At 41.5% G+C, this 21,777-nt stretch carries 16 protein-coding genes; 10 read left to right on the forward strand and 6 right to left on the reverse strand.

Annotated features, from left to right (window positions below):
- Positions 1 to 164: 164 nt before the first annotated feature.
- The gene (locus JFU56_RS05090) at positions 165 to 668 is read left to right on the forward strand and encodes a heme-binding protein (RefSeq protein ID WP_198436185.1); all 504 of its coding nucleotides are present in this window, start codon (positions 165 to 167) and stop codon (positions 666 to 668) included.
- Positions 669 to 750: 82 nt separating this feature from the next.
- Here JFU56_RS05090 and JFU56_RS05095 read toward each other — a convergent pair whose 3' ends face one another.
- Entirely contained in the window at positions 751 to 2,373 is a 1,623-nt protein-coding gene (locus tag JFU56_RS05095) for a methyl-accepting chemotaxis protein (protein WP_198436186.1), read from the reverse strand.
- A 585-nt stretch (positions 2,374 to 2,958) separates the two neighbouring features.
- Between JFU56_RS05095 and JFU56_RS05100 the strand changes: the two genes are divergently transcribed.
- From JFU56_RS05100 to JFU56_RS05110, 3 genes are all read left to right on the forward strand, one after another.
- On the forward strand, positions 2,959 to 6,468 hold the full coding sequence (locus JFU56_RS05100; protein ID WP_198436187.1) for an EAL domain-containing protein: 3,510 nt from the start codon (positions 2,959 to 2,961) through the stop codon (positions 6,466 to 6,468).
- 141 nt (positions 6,469 to 6,609) lie between these two features.
- Entirely contained in the window at positions 6,610 to 6,912 is a 303-nt protein-coding gene (locus JFU56_RS05105) for a hypothetical protein (RefSeq protein WP_198436188.1), read from the forward strand.
- Between the two features lie 184 nt (positions 6,913 to 7,096).
- Entirely contained in the window at positions 7,097 to 7,855 is a 759-nt protein-coding gene (locus JFU56_RS05110; protein WP_198436189.1) for a YdiY family protein, read from the forward strand.
- Between the two features lie 164 nt (positions 7,856 to 8,019).
- Here the strand turns inward: JFU56_RS05110 and JFU56_RS05115 are convergent, their stop codons facing one another.
- On the reverse strand, positions 8,020 to 9,924 hold the full coding sequence (locus tag JFU56_RS05115) for a bifunctional UDP-sugar hydrolase/5'-nucleotidase (RefSeq protein ID WP_198436190.1): 1,905 nt from the start codon (positions 9,922 to 9,924) through the stop codon (positions 8,020 to 8,022).
- A 329-nt stretch (positions 9,925 to 10,253) separates the two neighbouring features.
- Between JFU56_RS05115 and hflX the strand changes: the two genes are divergently transcribed.
- Positions 10,254 to 11,597: a GTPase HflX gene (hflX, locus tag JFU56_RS05120; RefSeq protein ID WP_198436191.1), complete on the forward strand. Its 1,344-nt coding sequence runs from the start codon at positions 10,254 to 10,256 to the stop codon at positions 11,595 to 11,597.
- Positions 11,598 to 11,717: 120 nt separating this feature from the next.
- Here hflX and JFU56_RS05125 read toward each other — a convergent pair whose 3' ends face one another.
- Positions 11,718 to 12,335 carry a MarC family protein gene (locus JFU56_RS05125; protein ID WP_198436192.1) on the reverse strand — a complete coding sequence of 206 codons (618 nt, stop codon included), beginning with the start codon at positions 12,333 to 12,335 and terminating at the stop codon, positions 11,718 to 11,720.
- Positions 12,336 to 12,620: 285 nt separating this feature from the next.
- On the opposite strand from JFU56_RS05125, the gene JFU56_RS05130 reads away from it, so the two are divergent.
- Entirely contained in the window at positions 12,621 to 12,989 is a 369-nt protein-coding gene (locus JFU56_RS05130) for a hypothetical protein (RefSeq protein WP_198436193.1), read from the forward strand.
- 72 nt (positions 12,990 to 13,061) lie between these two features.
- On the opposite strand, the gene JFU56_RS05135 is transcribed toward JFU56_RS05130, so the two are convergent.
- Positions 13,062 to 14,000, reverse strand: a complete 939-nt coding sequence (locus JFU56_RS05135) for a porin (protein WP_198436194.1) — start codon at positions 13,998 to 14,000, stop codon at positions 13,062 to 13,064.
- A gap of 562 nt (positions 14,001 to 14,562) precedes the next feature.
- On the opposite strand from JFU56_RS05135, the gene JFU56_RS05140 reads away from it, so the two are divergent.
- Positions 14,563 to 15,909 carry a YjiH family protein gene (locus tag JFU56_RS05140; RefSeq protein WP_198436195.1) on the forward strand — a complete coding sequence of 449 codons (1,347 nt, stop codon included), beginning with the start codon at positions 14,563 to 14,565 and terminating at the stop codon, positions 15,907 to 15,909.
- 52 nt (positions 15,910 to 15,961) lie between these two features.
- Here JFU56_RS05140 and JFU56_RS05145 read toward each other — a convergent pair whose 3' ends face one another.
- Entirely contained in the window at positions 15,962 to 16,918 is a 957-nt protein-coding gene (locus JFU56_RS05145) for an AEC family transporter (RefSeq protein WP_374221036.1), read from the reverse strand.
- A gap of 139 nt (positions 16,919 to 17,057) precedes the next feature.
- Here JFU56_RS05145 and JFU56_RS05150 point away from each other — a divergent pair, with 139 nt between their 5' ends.
- From JFU56_RS05150 to JFU56_RS05160, 3 genes are all read left to right on the forward strand, one after another.
- Positions 17,058 to 18,620 (forward strand): phospholipase D family protein, encoded by a 1,563-nt coding sequence (locus tag JFU56_RS05150; protein WP_198436196.1) that lies wholly within the window; start codon positions 17,058 to 17,060, stop codon positions 18,618 to 18,620.
- A 206-nt stretch (positions 18,621 to 18,826) separates the two neighbouring features.
- Positions 18,827 to 19,234, forward strand: coding sequence for a hypothetical protein (locus JFU56_RS05155; RefSeq protein WP_198436197.1), 408 nt, complete (start codon positions 18,827 to 18,829; stop codon positions 19,232 to 19,234).
- A 271-nt stretch (positions 19,235 to 19,505) separates the two neighbouring features.
- On the forward strand, positions 19,506 to 20,714 hold the full coding sequence (locus tag JFU56_RS05160; protein WP_198436198.1) for a DUF3103 family protein: 1,209 nt from the start codon (positions 19,506 to 19,508) through the stop codon (positions 20,712 to 20,714).
- Between the two features lie 122 nt (positions 20,715 to 20,836).
- Here JFU56_RS05160 and JFU56_RS05165 read toward each other — a convergent pair whose 3' ends face one another.
- A complete protein-coding gene (locus JFU56_RS05165) occupies positions 20,837 to 21,631 on the reverse strand; it encodes a leishmanolysin-related zinc metalloendopeptidase (protein ID WP_198436199.1) in 795 nt (264 codons plus the stop codon).
- Positions 21,632 to 21,777: the final 146 nt, after the last annotated feature.

Genomic DNA, 21,777 nt, shown 5'->3' on the forward strand with positions numbered 1-21,777 from the left:
CACTCCGCTATTTCGGCTAAAAACGACTCTACTCTAGCAGTTTTCGCTATACGTTTCACAAACATTACAACGATGTAATGTTTTTGTAAGAGAGAGGTAATACAGCTTGCGTTAATCTAAGCTCACTCACTAGCGACCAGCCAATAAATAAAACGGAGCACAACATGAAAACGATTAAACACACAATAAAGACACTAGCGACTGCAGGCTTAATGGCATCATCTTTTGGCGCGGCAGCAGACTCTGCATTAAAGACTATTTCAGTCATGCAAATTTCGTCGCTATCAGCCTTTAGCTTAGCAAATGAAGCCGTACAGCAATGTGGAAAGCAAGGTTATAACGTCACAGCAACGGTCGTTGACGTAACGGGTAATGTCATCGCTCAACTGCGCGCAGATAATGCGGGTAGACATACATTAGAAAGCTCACGCCAGAAAGCATTTACAGCCGTGAGTATGAAGCAACCAACCGCAAACTTGATGAAAACGATTGCCGACAAACCATTTCTACAGCCACTCAAAGATATGGATGATAATCTGCTGTTCTTAGCGGGCGGTATTCCACTAAAATCTGGCAATACAGTTATTGGTGCAGTGGGTGTTGGCGGCGCGCCTGGTGGTCACCTTGATGTGCAATGTGCCGAAGCAGCGATTGCAAAAATATTATAAGATAAAAATAACATATTACGTTTTCAGGCTAATAAAAAAGCGTCACACCGAACGATGTGACGCTTCTGAATTCACTGGTTTATTATTTTACTTGGAATTTATTCAACCAGCTGGCTAAATCTGCCGTTAATCTCACCAAACTTTGTGAACTTTCAGCGCCATCCGATACCGTTGTTGATAACTGACAACTACTCTGCTCAATCATATTGACCTGCATCGCAATATCTTCGCCAACTACTTTTTGTTGTTCTGCTGCTGTGGCGATCTCATGGCTCATTGATGAAATAGTTTCTAGCGCGGTAACGATTTGTGCTAATGCTGCCGATGCATGTTGTGATTCAGTGACTGTACTAGCACTGGTCTCGGCACACACATCCATCGTTGAAATCGCATTGCGAGAACCTGTTTGCAGGTTCGTCACCATCTGTTGAATTTCTTTGGTACAGTTTTGTGTTCGCCCAGCTAAGTTTCGCACTTCATCAGCAACAACGGCAAAACCACGGCCTTGCTCACCCGCACGCGCCGCTTCAATCGCCGCATTCAATGCCAACAAGTTTGTTTGCTCGGCAATGTCACCAATCACATCTAAGATCTTAGTAATATTATGAACATCGCTATCTAATGAAGATACTGCTGAACTAGCCGTGTGCAACTGGTCAGCAAGTCCTTGAATATTATTCACCGTCGAGTTAATTAAATTATGGGTATCGACACTTTGTTTATCCGCATCAAGCGTATTCTGCGCAGTCGCTTGAGCAGAATCTGCAACACCATTGGCCGATTCAGCCATTTCAGTCATGGCCGTTGCGATCATCACCGTTGATTGTCGTTGTGTCTCAGTCAATTCGCTCATCTGTTTAGCACGTGAATCCACATTGTGTAATTCAGCGCTTAATGCATTCATCGCTTTGCCAAGATGCTGAACTAACTCCCCCAAAGACATACTCATTGTTTGTACTGCGCCATAAATACTATTTCTTGGTGCCGACTCATTAAATGATGTGCTGATTTTACCATCAGCAACAGCCTGTATCGCAGCTAATACATCACTCGGTTCACCACCAATGATCGCCGTCATACGTTTGATTGCCGTCATTAACAATCCAAAGATCAAACTCGCCACAGCAAAACATAAACCGAACTGCCACTGGGCACTTGACCAGAAACGCGCATTGACTTCATTTTCACCGATGCCCGTTCCCACGATCCACCCCCAACGAACAGTTCTTTCAGCAATCGAGTGTTTCTCTTCAACAGAACCATCAGGCAGTCTTTGCGTCCAAGTATATTCGGCAAGTTTATTACCTTGACGATTCACTGCATTTTGTAAGATCTGACCAACACTTCGGCCGTTACTGTCTTTAAAATCATTAAAACTCGTACCGTGCAGTTGTGGATCTAACGGCGCAGCAAGGAACATTAAATTTTCATCTGCGACGTACACATATTCATTGTCTTTATAAATATTATTTTGCAGTACACGGATGGCAATGCCTTTCGCTTGAGCTTCATCTAACTCCCCAGCGGCCACCATCTTTTCCATTTCACTGATAAAGTTATAAGTCGTTTGAAAAACTTCTGTTACACGCGATTTATTATCCGCAGTACTTGATGCTTTAAGCGTCCACAGTCCCACGACAGTAACAGCGATAAGTGCTGATAATATGATTCCGGCAAGTAAATATGATTGTGTTTTTAAATTCATTAACAGCACTTCTATAAAAATGATGGGGATATAAATATATCGTCAGGAACGAGGATAACTTTATTATGATTTGTAATTAAAGCACATATGAACTATTTTTTATACGTACCGATCAATTAAAACGATTTAAAGTAACCATAAATGAGTAAAATAAAGCGTTATTTCACAGATTCAGTAATAGCCAAAACATAAATTTCGTTTTATTACTAACATTTCAGTAAATATCTTAATGCTGGGAGTCAGCACTGCAAATATCAACGTTAAAAACACGGTGAAACAAACGGTTAGTGATATAAATCACAAACACATCAATTTATGCAGGCAATGGTAATACGACCATCGCAGCTAAAATCAACGCACAAAACCACAAGTACCTGCACTAGCTCCTTGATGAATAAGATCATAGTAAGGTCTAGCAATATCACAGCCCTCTAGCACCGTCGATAAAGCGAGCTGTCAACAATATAAATTATACTTAATGTGTATATCCTGCTCTTCCCCATAATGTTACTAATGTCCTTTATCCCCCGATCAGGTCGGGTAAGTTGTATAACAAAACAGGCGTAACGCACCTTGAAGAATTCAATGTTAAAAAAATTAAAGACATCTACCACCATACAACTGATTTTTACCGTGTCTATCGTGCTATCTGCGATCACTGTCTATTCAATTTACAGTTACCAACATCAGAAAGAACGTTTAGCGATTCAAAATTTATCGCACATTTATGTCAACCTCATTGAGAGTACGATCAATCAAGCGTTATCAGCGACATTTCCATTAGCAGCCCTCGTCAAAAAACAACCACTTAATGAAGAACAATTCAGGCAATTTGCCACTGAAATGCTGCCCTTCTACCCAAATGTAACCGCGCTACAGCTAGCACCAAATGGTATTATCACCTATGTCGCACCATTAGCCGGTAACGAAAAAGCGCTTGGACATAACTTACTCACCGCCCCGAATAGAAATAAAGAATCTGTCGCCACCAAAAATAGCGGTAAATTAACCTTAGCTGGCCCTTTTGATTTAGTGCAAGGTGGTTATGGCGCAGTTGGACGCTTACCAATATATTTAGACCGTCCAAACGGTGAAACATATTTTTGGGGCTTCGCCACAGTATTACTGCGCTTTCCTCAAGTGCTTGCACCTGTAAAACTGTCTGCTTTAGTCGATACAGGATTATCCTATGAATTATCTCGTATTCACCCCGACACCGGAAAAAAACAAGCTTTAGCGACGTCACCGACATTATTATCAACAGATCCGATTATCAATAAGATCAATATTGCCAACGTAACTTGGATGTTAAAGGTATCTCACACCAAAGCTTGTGCACACTATATTTCGATTTTATTTATGTCGCTGATGGGAGGCGTATTTACCCTATTAGTCACCTTTTCTGCGATCTCAATATTACAGATAAGAGACGATAAAGCAGGACTTAAAAGCATTGTCACAGCACGAACCAAAGAATTAGACGATAATTTAAAACGCTTAAATTTAGCGTTAACATCCGCTGGGCAAATATGGTTTGAGCTAAACGTACAAAGTGGTGACATTTCATTTGGTGGTCAAACCGGAAACATGGCGGGTTACGCTCCCTCCGATATAAAAACAACACTCACCTACTGGTTAAAAAACATTCATCCCGATGACCTTAAATCCGTTGTCAATAAATATCAGCAATCCTTAGGCAACGGTGTCTCATTTAAACTTGAATATCGACGAAAAGGGACAGATGGGGATTGGTTATGGATCCAAACAACCTGTGAGTTTATCGCATGGGATGAGCAAGATAGACCTCTCTGGTGTACAGGCGTACACACCGATATATCGCAACGTAAAAAAATAGAATTACATGACAATGCACGTAGCGCGGTGTTAGAGAAGTTATTAAAAGGCGACCCATTAAATATAATTTTAGAGCATATCGTTAACTTTATTGAACAAGAACAAACCGGCACACTGTGCTCTGTACTATTGGCAAACCCCCAAGGTACCCAGCTTAATTGTGGGTTTTCATCCTCAACAATTCCTGATTTTTACAATGACGCTATTGATGGTATCGAGATCGGAGGTGGCGTCGGCAGTTGCGGTACAGCCGCATTCACAAAACAAAGAGTTATTGTTGAGAATACCCAAACGCATCCATACTGGGCGCCCTTTAAAGCGCTAGCTGCCAAAGCCCAATTAGCCTCTTGCTGGTCTGAACCTATCATAGGATCTAATAATCAACTACTAGGCACCTTTGCAATTTACCATCATCAACCGAGCACACCTACGGCGAGGGATTTCAAGTTACTCGAATTCGCCGTTCAACTCAGTGTAATCGCAATTGAACGTAATTTGTCAGATGAAAAAATTAAGCTGTCTTCCCGTGTATTTAGCGAGACCAATGAAGGGTTGATGATCACCGATGCGACCGGGAAAATCATTGATATTAATCCCGCTTTCACTCGCGTCACCGGTTACAGTCTTGACGAAGTATCAGGCCAAACGCCGAGTATCCTTTCGTCCAACAAACAAAGCCCTTCTTTTTTTACTGAAATGTGGCAAAGCCTCCTTAAGCAGGGATACTGGCATGGCGAAGTATGGAATAAAAAGAAAAACGGTGAGCTCTTTGCTGCTCGACTTTCTATTTCCTCTCTCAGCAATGATGATGGTAGTGGGACGTTTCATTATGTCGGCTTATTCGCTGATATTACCCAGGCTAAACAGCAACAGAAAAAACTCGAATTAATGGCACACTATGACATGCTCACCGAATTACCCAACCGCTCATTGCTTGCAGAGCGTTTCAAATTAGGTATTCGCCATAGTCAGCAAACCGATACCATGCTTGGTGTGTGTTTTCTAGACTTGGACAACTTCAAGCCAGTCAATGATAGTTATGGCCATGAGGTGGGAGACCAATTACTGATTGCGGTAGCACAACGCCTCAACGCGAATATCAGAGATGAAGATACCGCCTCACGCCAAGGTGGCGATGAGTTTGTGCTGTTATTAGGTGAGATTGAATCACTGCAGCATTGCCAGCAACTATTAACCCGGATTAATCATTGCCTTGCTCAACCTTATCTTATTGCCGGGCATGTTTTTAATATCAGTGTTTCGATTGGGGTTACGCTATATCCTGAAAATGATGCTGATTTAGATACCTTATTACGTCACGCAGATTATTCGATGTACCAAGCAAAATTAGCTGGTAAAAATCGTTTCCATTTATTTAATCCTGAACAAGACAAACAAAAAACACAAAAAAACCAGCAGCTTGATGAAATACAACAAGCCTTATTAAATAACGAGTTTGCGTTATATTACCAACCAAAAATAAACATGAAAACCGGTGAGGTATATGGCGCAGAGGCCTTGATCCGTTGGCTGCACCCAGAAGATGGTTTGATCCCACCGTTGGATTTCTTACCGATTATCGAGGGCTCAGCGTTAGAAATTCAAATAGGTGATTGGGTAATTAACCAAGCACTGAAACAAACAGTTGAATGGCAACAACAAGGGATCTTTCTTGAAGTGAGTGTCAATATCGCTTGTTATCACTTGATCTCACCTGCATTTTTAACTCAGCTGGAAAATGCATTAGCAAACTACCCCCATTTCAATGCCAAATATTTACAATTAGAAATATTAGAAAGTGGCGCGCTGACCGACCTCAATACCATCCGCGGTATTCTCGATACTTGTCGGAATGTGCTAGGGGTGAATATCGCCCTCGATGATTTTGGTACGGGCTATTCGTCACTTACCCATCTCAAGGATTTACCGGCAAATACCATCAAAATAGATCAGAGTTTTGTGAAGAATATGCTCGATGAACCTGACGATTATGCCATTATCAGTGGTGTGCTTGCGCTAGCAAATTCCTTTAATCGAGAAGTCATTGCCGAAGGTGTTGAAACCACAGAGCACGGTTTAATGCTGCTCGAAATGGGCTGTTATGCAGCTCAGGGTTATGGCATTGCACGGCCGATGCCAGCGGCAAAGATCTTAGCTTGGTTACGCAGCTATACTCCCAATCAGCAATGGCTAAACAGTAGTAATAATAATGTGTCGACCACCGTATTAACGCATGCATAAGCGTTTTGTACGCTTGTCAGAGCTTGATTGCATAATCTGAACCTACTACAGCAGAAATCATTAAATTTATACTGAATAAGCTCAGTAATAAAAATAATTTTGCTGTAGTATATTTGGGTCTTTCTTATATGAGCGCTTTCAATGTCAAATACCTGTCAAAATCAGTCAACTGCTAACATTTCTATCGCACAATTAACACAATCACTCGATGCCATGCACATTGCCCAATTAACGTCATTTGCTTATGGCTTACCACCACTGTACTTTTGCCGTGAATATTTAGAACAAGACGAGCAGACCGCGATTGGTCATTGCCTACAACGCTTAGAAAATGGCATGAATGAGCAAGCATTCACATTAGACAAACTAACCGTATTATTAGCCGAAAAAGATTACTACGACGACTATGAAGCACGTCTACGTTTAGGGCCAGAATTAACATAATTTAACCCCTATATTATTAAGCTTTGTTGGGATTATCTACTGACCTCAACATAGCTTAATTTATTCCACTCCAGCAGTTTCATACAGCACAGATAATCTATCTCATCACTACGGCTCTCATTGGGCACATTAGTCGATTATGAATATACTCATTAAGCCGACAGTAAATATTGAGATTCTAGCAATGAACAAAATGTACATAGCGCCTGTGATTTTAATGTCAGCCCCTCTTTTAATCACAACCCCTTGTTTAGCTCAATCCGATGCAGATAGCAGTAAGGAGAAAAATACCTTTAGTGGCGACGCCGAATTAGGCGTAACAATCACCACAGGTAATACCGAGACAACCTCAGTAAAAGCACGTTTAGATATTGATCATAACTGGAGAAACTGGGAGAACCAGTATTTAATTGAAACGTTATACAAAAAAGACACAGGTGAAGTAACTGGTAAACGTTATCTTAGCCGAGTACAGGGCAACTATCAGTTATCAGCGGTTAATTATATCTTTGTCACCGCCAACCATGAAGCAGACCCCTTCACCGGTTTCACCTCCACTTCAACGATCTCTTCTGGTTACGGTCATAAATTTATTAATAATGATAAAACCGAGTTTAGTATTGAAGCAGGTCCCGCTTATAAATTTAGACGTTTAGACGACGAAAGTGCCGCTGAAGCAGGTTACGATACTGACAATACATGGTTAGCTTATGGGGTGATGAACTACGAGAGAAAAATATCGACAAGTTCTAAGTTCAAGCAGATGCTCATCGCCGAATATGGTGACGTCTTTGAAGCACGTTCGGAAACATCCATCACTGCCAGCATTATTGACGCATTAGCCATGAAATTTTCAGTCATTGTACGTTACAACAACACCCCACTGGATAATAAAGAAAGCACCGATACAGAAACGAACATGACCTTATTATACACTTTCTAGATAGCGCTTATTTTAGGATTTGAGGCTAGTCTAGTTGGTGACATTGGGAAGAAATTAAAAATAGAATCTCATATCTAAATGAATCAGCCGAGCAACATAAAGGCATTGCGTGTCCTCACCTCACCTAAATCAACGGTGAGGAGAGGTAAAGAAAACTAATCGTATTAATTTAACGCTTTAGCAATCACCATATCACGCTGAATACGTATTTTTTCAGCGTCTGTCGTCGCAATTTTCAACTCATTTTCTAACTGCGTAAGATAAACGTTTAACTCCGATTTGCTTGTAAACAGCTGGCCTTTAACGTTAATCGACGCCACGTTGGTATAACGACCGTCTTTACTGGCTGGTACATCAATTTCACCACGGTTAACCAAGGCTTTTACTACGTTGCGCTCTTTGTCGTAACCTTCCAAACCAGTGAGCATCCAACGGTTCATCAGCTTACCTTGGTATTTACCGTTTTTCACTTCGTTTAAATAACGGATCGTGAAGTTTCGGATCGTACCTTGCTCTTCACCAAACACTGCTTTGGTATCAAATAATACAGGGAAGCTTTGGCCTTCAAGTACCCCACCTACTTTCGTTAAATGCCCCATACGGTAACTGTTCATGCCCAAACGAATTAGCGTGTTGTCGGTGATCACTTTACCATCTGCAAATTGCAGGTCAGTAATACGCTCACCTGCAGGTTTGGTTAAATCAATGCTGTAAGTAACGCCACCAAAAAAGTCGTTAGTTGAGTATTTAGATGAACGACGCTCAAGGTTGAAGCTGTACGTCACGTCTCCTGCTTGCACGCTATTAAAGTAACCCGCTGACCATTCCATGTAGGTGCTCAGATCTTTACCCGTCATTTCATAAACCGTAATTTCACCACCCGCGTATTGGTAGTTATAGGCGATGTCTTTGGCTTTAATTTCCCCGACATCCAGCTCAGCCAAATCATTGTCAATTTGCAATGCAACCACGTTAGCTAATGGCGCGTAATACATACTCGCCTCCTGGAACAAGGCACTGATACCAGTATCTTGAATATGAACTTGCGGAATACCTCTAATTTCATTTTCAGGGACTAAATCGACACCGGATAATTCGGCGACCACACGATTAGCATTTTCACGTAAACGTTTATGGTAAGGCGCGTACAAGGACTCCATTTTATCATCCGACTCCACACCTTTTATTTTATAGGTGAAGCTGTCTTTGTTGACTAGGGTAAACTGGCCATCTTTTTCTGCAAACTGTAGATCAATACGAGAAAGCGCACGGCCGTATTTATCCGGTTCTGTAATGATCACGCCATTCACGGTCGCTTTATCAATAAGCGTATGCATATGGCCAGCCACAATCGCGTCTATTTCAGGGTTCTCATTGGCAATATCACGCACACCTGTGGCGGCAATATTGTTCTCGTTATCAAGCCCCATATGAGCTACAAGAATAATTGCATCCACTTTACCATCAAGTTGTTTAATTACTTTTTTCACTTCCAATGATGGATTGCTAAATGTTATGCCCTCAAGGCGGTCGGTTCCCGCGGTAAATACTTCGACCATTGGCGTATCCATACCGATCACACCAATTTTAATACCTGATTTTTCAATGATTTTATATGCTGGCAAGAACGGGTTACCATCTTCACGTTTGATGTTGCCGCTAAGTGACGTACCTTCAAATTGGCTCAGTGAACGATTAAGTACATCTAATCCAAAATCAAACTCGTGATTACCCAGCACCCAAATATCGTAATTCATTTCATTGAACCCCAACATCATCGGATCAATGGGCTCGTCTTTAAACGTTTCTACAAAGTTACCTTGAATAGTGTCGCCCGCATCAACCAAAATGACGTTATCTTGCTCGTCACGGATGGTTTTTACTTTGGTGGCAATCTGGCTTAGGCTACCCACCATATTCAGTTTATCGCTCGCGTAATCCCAAGGCATGAAATGACCATGAATATCAGATGTACCGAGGATGGTGACATCTACCATGTCACCATCTGCAGCCATCGCAGTGCCCGTTAATGAAAGTAGAATTGCTGTTACTAATATATGTTTTTTCATTATTGAATCTATCGACAGAGAAGAAAGGGCTAGCATAAACAGATACCACTTTAGTATCAATAATAATGTTTATAATATCCCGCGCTATTTAAATATATAGATATAGCACGCATATAATCTAATCATCTCGCTGTTAACTCAACATATTTAACTATTTTAGCTAAAGCAAAACGGCTGAGTTGCACGTGAGCGTGACACTGAGGTGCCGCATTTTTATTATTTTTGATATTCACATTCACGCCACTAAACAGAGAAACTCGAAATGCGTATATAAAAGCAGAGCACAAACGGGTAGGATGCACCCCATATTATTTAAAATGAGTACCTACATGTCGATCGCAACAACAGAACACTCCGTTAGCCGCGCCTTATTAATCGCTATTCGCACCCCTTGTGTTAGCCAGCAAGAAGTAGACGAATCATTATCTGAATTAGGCCGCTTAGTTAGCACCCTTGGTTTCTCTGTAGTTGGCGCTAAAACCCAACGCCAAAGATCGACTAAACAGTTGTCTGTATTAGGCTCGGGTAAACTAGAAGAATTAGCCACATTAACAGGTGAAAGCACATTTTATGAAAATGAAGTGCAGATTGAACTAGACCAGGACGAGTTAAACCAATTATTAGCAACAACAGATGTTAAATGCCAAGCCAACGTTGTGGTATTCGATTGCGAACTAAGCCCGAATCAATTAAGTAATGTTGAAGAGGCACTCGGCGTAGAAGTTTACGATCGTACCCGCGTTATTATCGAAATTTTTAGTAAACACGCACGTACCCGTACTGCGAAGCTGCAAGTAGAGATCGCGCGACTTAACTACTTAACACCGCGATTACGTGATGAAAGCAGTGGCGATCGTGAACGCCAAAAAGGCCGTTCAATCAGTGAAACGGTGTTTGAGATTAGTCGTCGCCGTGTTCGTAATCAAATAGCAGAGCTAAGACGTGAGCTAGTCAAGCTACAACGTGAAATGGACGGCCGCAGCAGTAGTCGTGTTGAACAGCTCACCGTGGCACTTGTTGGTTATACCAATGCTGGTAAATCATCATTAATGCGCGCTTTAACAGATACCGAAGTATTGGTTGAAGACAAACTATTTGCGACGCTAGATACTACGGTACGTACGCTACAGCCGCCGACACAACCGCGTATTTTAATCTCGGATACCGTTGGTTTTATCCAAAAACTACCGCATGATTTAGTCGCATCGTTTCATTCTACTTTGGAAGAAGCTAAAAGTGCCGACTTATTACTTTACGTCGTTGATGCCTCGGACGAAAATTTTACTTCGCAGCTAGCCATTGTCGACCATGTATTAGATCAGTTAGATATCGATTTAGACAACAAGGTATTATTGTTAAACAAGGTTGATCGTTTAACTGAAGAACAACAGTTAGACCTGCTAGAACGTTACCCTGATGCATTACAAATCAGTGCACATGATAAAGCCGATGTTGCATTCGTACATAAAGAAATTCAAAACTTACTTGAAAAGAAAATGTGCGCAGCGTGTTTTGATATCCCTTACACTGCCAGCGGCGTGATGGGTGAGATCCACAGTAAAATGCAGGTTATTGAAGAGGAATATCACGAGACTGGTATTCGTATTACCATGAAAGCGAGTCCTGTTGCCTTAGAGCGTTTGCATAAAATGCTGCAGCTCACTACGTTTTAATTAGCCGTTACACTGCTCGACTAAAAAGTACGACGAATAAAAAGTACTTATAAAATAGCGCGGCACACCGACAATAGCATCGGCGTGCACGCGCAAATCAACCATACCCATGTCGGTATATCAGCTTAGCGAACCGATAACGGCGGTGACGCCACCAATCAACATTTGCACACCAATAACAGCCAAGATGAGTCCCATTAAGCGGGTAACAATACTCAAGCCACTCTCACCGATTGCCGAAATAATCTTCGACGAAAAAATAAAACAAAAGAACGTAATAAGGCATAACACCGCAAAGGCGACGACGGTGATAATAATTTCACCCCATCCACCCGCCGATGAATAATTCATGGCTGTCGCTATTGTGCCTGGGCCTGCAAGCAGCGGCACGGCTAACGGGGATACCGCAATATCTGAATCATTAGTTTCTTCTGCAGTATGCAGCTTAGAACTTTTACCTTGCAACATGTGATAACCAACAAGGAATACCAAAATACCTCCCGTTATCCGTAATGCAGGCAGCGTGATCCCAAATAGGTGGAAGATTGATTTACCTAAAATTGAAAACAAAACAATAATCACAAAGGTGATAGTAAGCGATTTAACCGCAATTTTAACTTGTTCAGACTTCCTCATCGCCCCTGTTAGTCCAGCAAAAACAGTGGTATTTGCAATCGGATTCATAATCGCAAAAAAGGCCATAAAAACAGTCAACGCATGTTCTAGTAATAGACTCATTTATCTTATTCCTTAGTTAGTTAACGATTAAAATCGTACTCATTTCACTATAACAGAACTCACCAGCCCACCATAAAGAATATAGTTGTTAGATAACCGTGCTGAAATAACTTTCTGGAATAAGTGTTTGGGAATAAGTGTTTTGAAGTAAGTGTTTTGAAGTAAGTGTTTTGAAGTAAGTGTTTTGAAGTAAGTGTTCTGGAATTATATTTCTAAATAAAACCAATATGATGACCTCAGCTAGAACAAACCTCAAGCAACATAATTTAACTAGGAGTGATTATAATGACTAACTTACTAAATCAAGTAAAAACTATCGGCAACGTCGCAAAAGACACAGCAAAAACATCGATCACTGCTGGTTTTGGTGTTTATGGCACTATAATTGATGGTGTATCAAAATCATCAGATAAAGCAACGCAACTTTTTGAATCTTTGGTTGAACGCGGCACGCAAGTTGAGCCAAAACTAAAAGAAAAAGCATCTGATCTTTTTGCTAAAAAAATCACATTAGACTCAATTGAAACGAAAGCGCAAAGCATCACAGGTCGCTTTACTGGTGTTCAAGGTCGAAAATTGAATGAAGTAGATGCTAAAATTGACCAACTGACTGCAATGATCAGCGAACTAAAAGCTGAACCAGCAAAAGTATAATCATACAGACAGCTTAGCGCTTCATTGTTATTAGCCTCCTACCTTGGAGGCTTTTTTGATCTTGGGGTAAAGTTAGAAAGCGTAACGAGCACCAAACATAAATTCATCTGCATTTTCACGCACTAGCGCTGAAGTATCTGTGCCTAATGCAACTTTATAACCTGTGTATAGCGCTACGCCGCCAAAATAACGCCCATATTCAAATGCAAGGAAGTTAACATCTAGATTTTTTCTTGCATCAGCACTTAGATAGTTATACGAAAGGCTAACCGTGTTTTCACCGAAGCCATAAGACGCAAATGCATCAACAGCATTAAAATCATCATCGAATACCGAGCCTTTTTGCACTAAACCAGACAGTAAGAAACTATCTTTCGTATAGCGAGCACCTAGCATGTATACCTCTGACGAGTCGGAGAAGAAATCAGTCGCTTCTGTTGTAGCATAACCAGCACTCACTTCAACATCGGGACGTAATTGATAAGCAACCATCACACCGCCACCCTTTTCAGACTCTTCAAAATTCGCTGACGCATTGAATTTAAAATCCCCCTTGGTCACACTATACAGCAGCGTATCTTTAGCTCTATCATCACTTGCTGCAATGTGGGTGTTGGTATAACCACTATAAACTTCAGCCATATCGGTAAAGTCAGTGAGGTAGGTAACCGCATTATCTTGCGTACCGTATGTTAATGCGCCGTAAGCCGTCTCCACACCCGCATAGGCATAACGCGTATAATCTTCAAGATTCCTATTAGATGAAGAGTTTGGGAATATTGATTCCAACTCCACTTTACCAACCGCCGTAATAGCGTCATTTAGTTGGTATTTACCTTGACCATGTAACCGAGCTGTAAATTCATCGCTATAATGGCTATCAGTAAGGAAACCTTGTGCTTCAACGCGCCCACCAAAAGAAAATTCGTTGGTGTTTTTATCGTCTGCAACAGCAGCTGTAGATACCAGTGCAGTCAGCGTAAGAGATAATGCTTTATTGATGTTGTTCATGAACAATTCCGTTTTTTTAAGGCGATGATTAGAAGACAGTCACAGTAATAACAAGAAACGATTTAAAATCGAATATTAAGTCAAGTACTACCCCGTCAATGGGCGCCAATGTATTTAAAATACTTAGTGAAATCAAATTAAACTGAATTTTCTTACGGTACTTTACTTTAACCTCTAACTTACTGACTTTACTTTACTTTCCTCACAACTCTGTTCACTAAACAGCTAAATACATGACCAGTAGTAACATTATCTAAACCTTGTTCAGGCTCTGTTCATATTAACTTTGCTAGGGGCGCGTAACTTCCTTATTAGGCACGTAGCTTTCTTATTAGGCACGTCACGTGGTGATAAAAACCTACCTTGAATATCCACTCCTCTTTAGTTTCAAAACAAAACACAACCAAAGACGTTTCACATGTAAAAAGTGCCACCAGCAACCTAGAGTATGGCAATTACCAATATAACTAGATTTATATATTGACTATATAGCATATAAAAGTAAAATCGCCCAAAAGAATAAAAACTCAGTTTTAATGAATAAAAAATCAAGGCGAATTTAATGAGTAATACCAGAAAAAATATATTAGTGTTTCTAATTCCATCTTTAATGGGGTTATTTTTCTTTCTTGCGCCATTAAGCGTTGATGGTAATTTTACCTTTCCACTCGCGCTAATGGCGACTGGCGTAAAGGGTCTATTAGGTGACGCTATTCACCCACTGATTACCGCTATTATTTGCTTGTCAGCATTGGTATCTGTATTCGCGAATACCATCAAACCCGCCTTCATTGTTAACTCTGCATTATTAACACGGTTATTTATCCTGACCCCAGTTTGGGTTGTGATCCGTGTGCTTGGTGCTGTATTCACATTATTCGCCCTGTATCAGGTAGGTCCTGAATTCATTTGGAGCGCGAATACTGGCGGGCTGGTATTACATGATTTATTACCATCGCTGCTTGTTACCTTTTTCTTTGCCGGTTTATTACTGCCATTGTTATTAAACTTCGGTCTATTAGAGTTTCTAGGCACGATGTTAAGCAAAGTCATGCGCCCGGTATTTCGTTTACCAGGTCGTTCTGCTATTGACTGTATTTCATCATGGTTGGGTGACGGCACCGTGGGTGTGATCTTAACGAGCAAGCAGTATGAAGAGAAAAAATATACCCAGCGAGAAGCAGCAGTTGTAGCAACGATGTTTTCACCTGTCGGTATTTCGTTTTCTTTAGTGGTATTAACGCAGGTTGGCTTAGAAAACTATTTCGTGCCTTTCTACTTAACAATTTGCCTATCGGGTATTATCGCGGCAATGATTATTCAGTTTTTACCACCACTAAGCTATAAAAAAGACACTTACATTGACGGTAGCGCACCTGATCTTGATAGCGAACTTATTCCTGAGTCAATGTCAGCGGTTAAATATGGCTACCAACTGGCACTAGAAAGAGCGAGTAAAGTGACCAGCGTTAAATCAACCGTAGCGGAAGGTCTACAAAACTCATTAGATATGATGCTTGGGGTATTACCTGTGATCATGGCCGTGGGTACAATGGGCTTGGTTATTGCCGAAACAACACCGCTATTTACCTGGTTAGGTGTGCCTTTTGTGCCGCTGCTAAACCTATTAAATCTGCCTGAAGCACAAGCAGCTGCGGAAACGGTATTAGTTGGTTTTACCGATATGTATGTACCATCAATTATCGCAGCATCTACGATTGAAAGTGACATCACTAAATTCGTGATTGCGGCACTGTCTATCTCTCAGCTTATCTTCATGTCAGAAACGGGCTCGGTGATCTTATCAAGCAAGATCCCAGTGAACATCGTTGAGTTAATGGCAATCTTCATTCTACGTACACTGGTGACACTGCCTATCATCGCCCTTTGTGCACACATGATCTTCTAGTGTAAATCGCGTTGCGGCAGCCATGTCGCAACGCGGATTTAAGCGCATGTCCTTACGATGGGAAAAAATGAACACTGTGCAAGATCGAAATACCTAAGCTGCAAGTGATGATTGACCCCACTGTCGTTGTCGCGATGATATTAGCTGCAAGATCCGCATTCCCCCCCATTGAACGCGCCATCACATAACTCGCTGCGGCAGTCGGAGCGGCGGTCATAAAAAATAACAAACCGATTTCGAGCTGACTAAAACCCCACAAATACGCACTGCCGGTGATCAAGATTGGTGAAAGCAGAAGCTTAAATAAACTCGTAAACCAAGCATGGCGGCCATCGCTACGTAGCGCCGATAAATTAAGTGTTGCCCCTGTGCATAATAACGCTAAAGGTAAGGTCATATTGGCAAAATACTGCCCCGTACTGACCAGCGCAGTGGGTATTTTTATGTTTAGCATTAAACACAGCACGCCCAGCATAATACCTATAATTAATGGGTTTTTAGCAATCGAAGTGACTATATCTTTGACTCCTGCGAAGCCCAGCTTTGACTGCGTTGGTGTTAAGCATATAACGGCTAAAATATTATATAACACGGTCGTGAACGCAACATAGACTGCCGCTAGCGCAACGCCTGAATCACCATAAACATTCGCGACATAAGCAAGCCCTATAATCGCCGTATTTGAGCGAAATCCGCCTTGAATAATCACCCCATGGTTTTGTTTATCTTGAATGCATAACTTTGCTGCAAGGGTAATAAACAAAAAGAAAGTAATGTTCGCAACAAGGCCGAAAGCAATATAAGTAGCATTAATTTCGACCGTTTTATCGGAATTAACAATACTTAAAAAGAGCAAGGCAGGTAGAGTCACTTTAAAAACCAATTTCGATGCGGTATCGACAAAGGCATCGTTCAAAAATTTGATTCGTTTTAGAAAATAACCCAAAAACAATAATATGCAAATAGGGCCGGTCACAGAAAATGAAAAATAAAGAGACTGCAAAAACATGTGAATGCCTTTTCCTTAAATAATTTTATTATGCCGCAACAAATATATTGTGACTCCCATATACCACTGTATATAAAAAAATAAGCAGAAAATAGTCCCGAATGATATGGTGACCTAAATACATAAAGGAAATGTCACCATGCCTGTGCTGCAACAGATCACTGCTACCCTATTTTTAATCGTCACGCTTACAGGGTGCGCGTCATTACCCGAAGAGATTGAGCATCCTGCAGAGCCGTTACTCACGCAGCCTGTCAGTACATTATCTGCATTGGTTGATACACATCTATCTGAGCTTCTAGAACAAGAACAAGCTTTATCAAATCAAGCGCAAGCAGACATGAGCGGTATCCTACTATTGGATAGCGGTTGGGATGCATTGGCTCAGCGATTGGCACTTGTCGAAACAGCAGAGCACAGCATTGATATCCAATATTACATTTGGAACAGCGACGTATCAGGAAGCTACCTAGCCAGTCGCCTGTTGGCAGCAGCAGATCGCGGCGTCAACGTGCGCGTTATGCTTGATGACATCAACCTTAACGAACGAGAGGCTTTGCTGGCAACACTTGCTCATCACCCACAAATAGAAATCCGCATATTCAATCCGATCCCGACGCGTAACGGCTTCACCAAGTGGTTTAATTTTATGGGTGACTTTTCTCGCCTCAACCGCCGTATGCACAACAAGTCATTTACCGTCGACGGCGCTTTGTCTATTGTCGGCGGCCGTAATATTGGCGATGAATATTTTGACCTTTCTGATGACATTAATTTCCGCGACCGCGATGTACTGGTATCAGGCTCTGTGGTTAACGATATTCAAACCAGCTTTGGCCAATACTGGAACAGCCAATGGTCTTATCCTGTTAACTTGCTGACAGACAGTAGCGATGTCGAACTCGCCATGTTGAATGAAGTACCAATGCCCCACTACAAAAGCTATCCCGCGTTACCAGCAGATCAGCAGACTGCCAAGCGTTTGTTAAATGATTCAATGAATGAATTGTCGTGGGTACAAGCTCGTTTTGTTTTTGACCATCCAGTGCCTATCGATGCCAGTGATACCAACAAACCGAAACTGACTGCCAAAACACTCGGTGAATTAGCGGTTAACGCCGAGCAAGAAGTCATCTTAGAATCTGCCTATCTGATATTCGATGATGGTCAACTCGACAAATTACACACATTAACCAGTAAAGGCGTGCAGGTTAAAGCGCTGACAAACTCACAGGCCTCTAATGACCTAGTGGCTAATCATTCAGGTTACGCCGCGCGACGTGAAGACATGCTTGAAAACGGCATGCAATTGTTTGAGTTAAAGCCTGACGCGAGTCTGTGTGAAGCATCAACGAAAGACCTATCCAAGTGCGCGCCAATAGCAGCTTACGGTCTGCATGCTAAGTCGGCGGTGTTTGACAGGAAGATCGCGGTCATCGGTTCGTTCAACTACAACTTACGCTCAACCTACCTCAATACAGAGTCTATTTTGATTATTGAAAATGAAGCTGTCGCGATAAGTCTGGCGAATGATATTGAACAAGCGATGAATATAGATAACAGTTGGAATCTGGCCTTAGATGACGGTGATATTAGTTGGCATTCAGGCTCAGAAAGTTGGGAAAGCGATCCAGAGACCAGCCAATGGGAACGCTTTAAGTCCGGTTTTTTACAATTACTGCCAATTGAGAAGTACCTCTGACGCACATATAATAAAAACCTTCAGTGTTGAATTTGTGATTAAGTGTTACAGAAGGCATGTTTAACGCTTGGTTGGAAAAGCAAAGCCAGTATTTATAATGTTTATATAATTTGTTTACTCTGGTATTACCTTTCTAAATAAAACCAATATGATTAACTCAGTTGAAACAAACCTTAATCAACATTAATTAACTAGGAGTGATTATCATGAGTAACTTACTTAACCAAGCACAAACTATCTTAACTGTTGCAAAAAACACTGCAAAAACATCCGTCACTGCTGGTTTTGGTGTTTATGGCACCATCCTTGATGAAGCATCAAAATCATCAGATAAAGCAACGCAACTGTTTGAATCGCTTGTTGAGCGCGGTACACAAGTAGAGCCGAAACTAAAAGAGCAAACGTCTGCAATCTTTTCTAAAAAGATCTCGTTAGGCTCAGTTGAAGCTAAAACGAAAAGCATCACGAGCCGTTTTACTGGCGACCAGGGTTCAAAAATCAGTGAAGTTGAAGGCAAAATTGACCAACTTACTGCAATGATCGCAGAACTAAACACTGTTCCTGATACAGCCCCAAAAAAAGTAGTTAAAGCTAAAGTAACTACAGAAGCATAATAATACTTGGACTGTCATGGTTCATTGAAGTTAGCCTCCTGATTGGAGGCTTTTTTGATCTTGGGGTAAAGTGTGTATAAACATAAGCATACAAACTAGAAATACCCATAAGTGAATAACGACTTTAGTCACACTTAAAAGTCCCCAATACAGAAAAAACAATCTAGAACAGCATTGTTTAAACAAACCCTTTGACAGTGATAATCATTATCAATACGATTTAAATCAAACCCATAACTATTAAATGGGTCATAATTGATAAGGATGTTCTATGAAAAAAGTAACTTTAGCGATTCTGGTTATCGCGCCTCTCACGTTAATAAATTCCTCCTTTGTTGCTGCAGCGAAATCTAACGAGACAAAGCAAATAGTTCAAACACAACCTGACTACGATATCAGTGTTTCGAGTGCTAAACGTGAAATAGCCCTGGAACTAAGTCGGCAATACACGCAAATCTTGCCGACGCTACAATCTGACATTAATCGATATAATTTAACCGTCAATGCGGATCAAGTATTACAATCGAGCGGGGTTGCAACTAAAGCATTGCATAAAAGTGAGCAAGCGATTCGCTCGGCAAAAGGGCTATCTACTCGATCGGCACAAAGTTCCGCTTTTATGCGCGTTGAGAATCCTAATCTAGTGCAATTTCGTCTCGCTGACGCCAGTATGCTAAGTGACTGGCAGCAAGGTGTATCACCGTTATTTGCTTTTGAACCAGCGGGCAATGATAAAGACTGGGCTAATATTGAAGCCTATGATGTCGATGGTAATATTCAGCTGCTAGATGTGTACCAACTACCAGACAGACCGGTTTTCGTGGTTGAATTAGATAAACAACAAACGATACGTGAAGGGCTCGCAGTCATGCGCGAGATCTTAGCGCAAAACACGGATTCAGCCAAACCACTCGAATCAGCACGTCTTCAGCGCAGCGCGTTTAAATCGGCTGATAAACCGATATCGACGACCGTAATTAAGCAGATTAGCTTACAAGATGATCAAGAACCTTGGATATCAGGCGCTGCAGAGGTATACGCGATAGTAAATGGCGTAAACCCAAGCCGTGATGAGCCAGTGCTAGATATCATTGAAATGCCTTACCTTGATTATGCAGAGAAAGAATACTATCCAAATCAAGTCGTCATTCATTGGGAACGCTATCGTTGGGCTGCGGCAGATATGATATTAATGGAGCATGATGACGGTACTAATTACAAAGAACTTGCTACGGCTCTTCTCTCTGCAGCTGAAACAATTTTAAAATCAATTCCAGATCCAGAAGTACAAGGCTTTGCTATTGTAGCCACCATCACCAATGGCATACTCAAAGCCTTACCGGATGCCTGGTTTACGAATGACGATGATTTTGTCGATGCCTATTACACATTACAAGAAGGTGAAACATACACAAATCACTATGGTTCAGGTGGTAATGCAAGGGCGACCTTTAAACCTCTGGTTATTAACCCAAGGTAAATGATGTATTGCTAACATTGTGTAGTTTTATAGCTAGATGAATGCCGCAGTCTTTCGGGCTGCGGCATTCATCTACATCAAGGACCGTTAGCGGCCGATAGGGCTATTTATCACCAAACGATTTAAGGCTTATAACCCTCTGCCCCACTATAAGAAACCTGATAACCAATATCATCGAGCACGCCTAGCGTCACCGCGCCAAAGACCACACCATTGGCCATAAACTCTTGGGTTAATGGCGCTAACACTTCGCCATTAGCCAATACCCGTTTTTTGTCTTCCTGCAGTACATAATCATACAAGTGACCGCCGTCATCACTGATTGGTACATACTGATAGCTGTTACCGTATATCTGATTATATTTTTGCGCAGCCATACTGTGTGGCACTTTCAATACATTGCCTTGGAGTTCCTCACTGTATTCGGTGAAACTTTCAGTATACGAACCGATACCAAGGATGTGCCCCATTTCATGAAGGATGTTGGCTTTAAACTCGACCTGATCAAAGCCTTGTTCGTAAGTATGATTACCGATAACTAATGTACCGCTGGTTGGTATCTCGTACTCACCGACTTGTTCTTCAGAATCAGGGCCAGCGTAACCATTACCATCATTCATTTCTGCAACCGAGATCCGCATGCGGATAGTGTGCAGCGGTTTACCCTCAACGCCGACTAATGCCGTTAACCATTGGTTGGCTGCATCGATATAAGGTTGCTGTAACGCTTCATTCCACATCAATGCTCTGCCACCCTCGAGATATAGTTCATCTTCGAATTCGAGCTCGAAAGTTAATGCACCGTTAGTGACCGTTTTAACGACGTTGCTCGCTTGCGCGGTATGAGTCCAAGCCGTTAAATACAGGGCAGCAGTGACGGATAATATCGCAGAGTTTTTCAGTGTAAAAAAGTGCATAAAGTAATGTCCCTAAATCGAGAGGAGGTGTGTTCGATTATAGGGATAAATAGATTTATGACTGTAAGGGTTTGTATGGGGGTAGACTAAGCTTGTGTCATATAAATAGTATGACGCACTTACTAAACAAAGTTATGCAAGTATAT

The sequence above is a fragment of the Moritella sp. F3 genome, from assembly GCF_015082335.1.
Classification (GTDB): Bacteria; Pseudomonadota; Gammaproteobacteria; order Enterobacterales; family Moritellaceae; genus Moritella.